The organism is Anaerolineae bacterium, from assembly GCA_014360855.1.
In the GTDB taxonomy this organism is placed as follows: Bacteria; Chloroflexota; Anaerolineae; order JACIWP01; family JACIWP01; genus JACIWP01.
Genome location: JACIWP010000332.1, coordinates 1 through 2,991 on the forward strand (window position 1 = coordinate 1; position 2,991 = coordinate 2,991).

The 2,991-nt window shown below is 65.2% G+C and carries 3 protein-coding genes; all 3 read left to right on the plus strand.

Annotated elements, in window-relative coordinates; all coding sequences use genetic code 11:
- Positions 1-97 precede the first annotated feature (97 nt).
- On the plus strand, positions 98-943 hold the full coding sequence (gene rfbD, locus H5T60_13555; protein MBC7243457.1) for a dTDP-4-dehydrorhamnose reductase: 846 nt from the start codon (positions 98-100) through the stop codon (positions 941-943).
- Between the two features lie 11 nt (positions 944-954).
- On the plus strand, positions 955-1,893 hold the full coding sequence (locus H5T60_13560) for a glycosyltransferase (GenBank protein ID MBC7243458.1): 939 nt from the start codon (positions 955-957) through the stop codon (positions 1,891-1,893).
- Positions 1,894-2,196: 303 nt separating this feature from the next.
- Positions 2,197-2,970 carry a glycosyltransferase family 2 protein gene (locus tag H5T60_13565; GenBank protein MBC7243459.1) on the plus strand — a complete coding sequence of 258 codons (774 nt, stop codon included), beginning with the start codon at positions 2,197-2,199 and terminating at the stop codon, positions 2,968-2,970.
- Positions 2,971-2,991: the final 21 nt, after the last annotated feature.

Consider the following 2,991-nt stretch of genomic DNA (forward strand, 5'->3'; position numbering starts at 1 on the left):
TGCTCCTGATGGAGTTGGCCGGCCTGTGCGCCGGCGGGCTGGCCGGCATGCTGGCGGCGCCTTTTCTGAAAAGCTGAACAGGATGGAGCGGGAGCGTATGCGGATTGCCATCACCGGGCATCGAGGGCAGTTGGGCGAGTGGCTGGTGCGCCGGCTGGAGGGCCATGAACTGCTGTTGCTGGGCCGGCCGGAGCACGACATCACGCGGCCGGAGCGCATCGTGCCGGCCATTGTCGGGTTCCGGCCGGACGTGGTGATCCACTCCGCGGCCTTTACCAACGTGGACGGCTGTGCGCGCGATCCCGATACCGCCTATCTGGTCAACGCGCTGGGCACGCAGAACGTCGCCGTCGCCTGCCAGAAGGCCGGCGCGGCCATGGTCTATATCAGCACCAACGAGGTGTTTGATGGGACGAAAGGCTCCCCCTACCTGGAACAGGACGAGCGCCATCCCATCAATCCCTACGGCTGGTCGAAGTACGCCGGCGAGCGCTTTGTGGAGACCCTGCTGGAGCGCTTTTACATTGTGCGCATCGCCTGGCTGTTTGCCCCCGGCCGGACCAATTTTGTGAGCAAAATCTGTGCCCTGGCGCGGGAGCGCGGCCGGCTGTCCATCGTCACAGACGAGATCAGCTCCCCCACCTATGCCCCGCACCTGGCAGACGCGCTGGCGCGCCTGATCGAGACGGGACATTATGGTATCTATCACCTTGCCAACGAGGGCTCCTGCTCGCGATATGAGTTCGCGCGCTATTTCCTGCCGCGGGCCGGCCTGGGGCACGTGCCGGTGGATCCGATCACGTCGGACCAGTTCCAGCGGCCCAGCAAGCCGCCCCTGCACTGCATCCTGCGCAATTTCGCCGCCGCGCATCTGCTGGGCATTCAGCTCCCGCCCTGGGAGGAGGCGGTGGAGGATTATTTCCGCCGGCTGGAGGGGCGATGAGCACAGACCCGTTGGTCAGCGTCATCATCCCCAACTGGAACGGCGCGGGCTTACTGCCGGCGTGCCTGGATTCCCTGCGCGCCCAGACGTACCACCGGCTGGAAATCATTGTCGTGGACAATGCCTCCACCGATCATTCAGTGACGTTGGTGCGAGAGCAGTATCCCGAAGCGCGGTTGGTGGCCCTGCCGGAGAACCGGGGCCTGACGGGCGGGGTCAACGCCGGCATTCGCGCCGCGCAGGGCGAGATCATCGCCCTGCTCAATAACGACGCCGAGGCAGAGCCGGCGTGGGTGGAGGCGCTGGTGCAGGCGCTGGAGTCCCATCCCGAGGCCGGCTCGGCGGCATCCAAAATGCTGTTGCACGACCGGCGCGATGTGCTGAATTCCGCCGGTGACACCTACGGCCTGGACGGGATCCCGGGTAACCGCGGCGTTTGGGAGCGGGATGCCGGCCAGTATGACCATGATATCGAGGTCTTTGGCGCGTGCGGTGGTGCGGCGGCGTATCGGCGCGCCATGCTGGACGAGATCGGCCTTTTTGATGAGGAGCTGTTCATGTACTGCGAGGATGTGGACATGGCGTGGCGGGCGCAGATCGCCGGCTACCGCTGTGTCTTCGCGCCGGCGGCGCGGGTCTATCACCGGCTCAGCGCCACGGGCGGGGGGCCGCTGGCCAGCTTCTATACGGGGCGCAACACCCTGCTGGTCATCGCCAAGGACTACCCGCCGGCGCTCCTGCGTCGCTACTGGCCGCTGGTACTGCGCGCCCAACTGCGCATTGCCTGGGATGCCCTGCGTGCCTGGCGGGGAGAGGCGGCGCGGGCGCGACTGCGCGGGCAGTTGGCCGGCCTGCGCCTCTTCCGGCGGTGGACGCGCAAGCGGGCTGAGGTCTACCGCCTGCGGAGGGTCAGTGATGCGGAGCTGGAGGCCCTGCTCCGGCGCGGGTGAGCGCGAAAGCGTTGGAAAACATGAGACACGGTATGTCTGTCAGGCACTGGAGCGAACGAGCAAGGGCTGTACAGCCAGCGCCGGCCCTACTTATAGTGGTGTAAGGAGATGCACCCCTACCCCTGCCTCCTTCCCCGCATGCGGGGGAAGGGAACGGGGATGGGGCTTTTGCACCGGATGTACCAGCCCTGCTTTTTCAACACCTTCGTGCGCGCTGATTGACGAAAGCGCGCCGGCGGGGTATCATATACCGCGCACGTGGGTGTGTTGGGTGGTTCATATTCACGATGGGGAAAACAATCTATGGAACGTGAGCCGTATTTGTCCGTGGTGGTGCCGGCGTACAACGAGGAAAAGCGTCTGCCTGGCACGCTGGAGCGCATCTGCGCCTATCTGGGAAAGCAGACCTACCCATCCGAAGTGATCGTGGTGGATGACGGCAGTGAGGATGCGACAGTGCGGGTGGCCCGCGAGGTGCTGGAACGGGCGGCGCCGGCGCAGGCCACCTGGCGCGTCATCGAGAACGATCACCGCGGCAAGGGATACACGGTCCGCACCGGCATGCTGGCCGCGCGGGGACAGTACATCCTCTTCACTGATGCGGATTTAGCAACGCCCATCGAGGAGGTCGAGAAACTGCTGACGCCTCTGCAGGCCGGCTATCAGGTGGCGATCGGCTCGCGGGAAGGGGTGGGGGCACTGCGCCTGGAAGAACCCTGGTACCGCCACTTCATGGGGCGGGTGTTCAACCTGCTGGTGCGCATCGTGGCCGGCACCCATTACGAGGACACCCAGTGCGGCTTCAAAGCGTTCCAGCGGGAAGCGGCATATGACCTGTTCAACCGCCTGCATATCTACGGGCCTCAGGCGAAGGTCATCAAAGGGGGCGCGGTGACCGCCTTCGATGTGGAGGTGCTGTTCCTGGCCGGCAAACGCGGCTACCGCGTCAAAGAGGTGCCGGTGATCTGGCGCTACGGCGAGAACACCAAGGTCAACCCCTTGCGCGATTCGGTGCGCATGTTCCGCGATATCGTGCGGGTGCGCCTGAACGACTGGCGCGGCTACTATCGAGATTGACATCTTGCGAGGAGCGAAATC

Bases quoted from the DNA above. Each gene is read 5' to 3' on its own strand.
- rfbD (MBC7243457.1), top strand. From the start codon at position 98: ATGCGGATTGCCATCACCGGGCATCGAGGGCAGTTGGGCGAGTGGCTG.
- H5T60_13565 (MBC7243459.1), top strand. From the start codon at position 2,197: ATGGAACGTGAGCCGTATTTGTCCGTGGTGGTGCCGGCGTACAACGAG.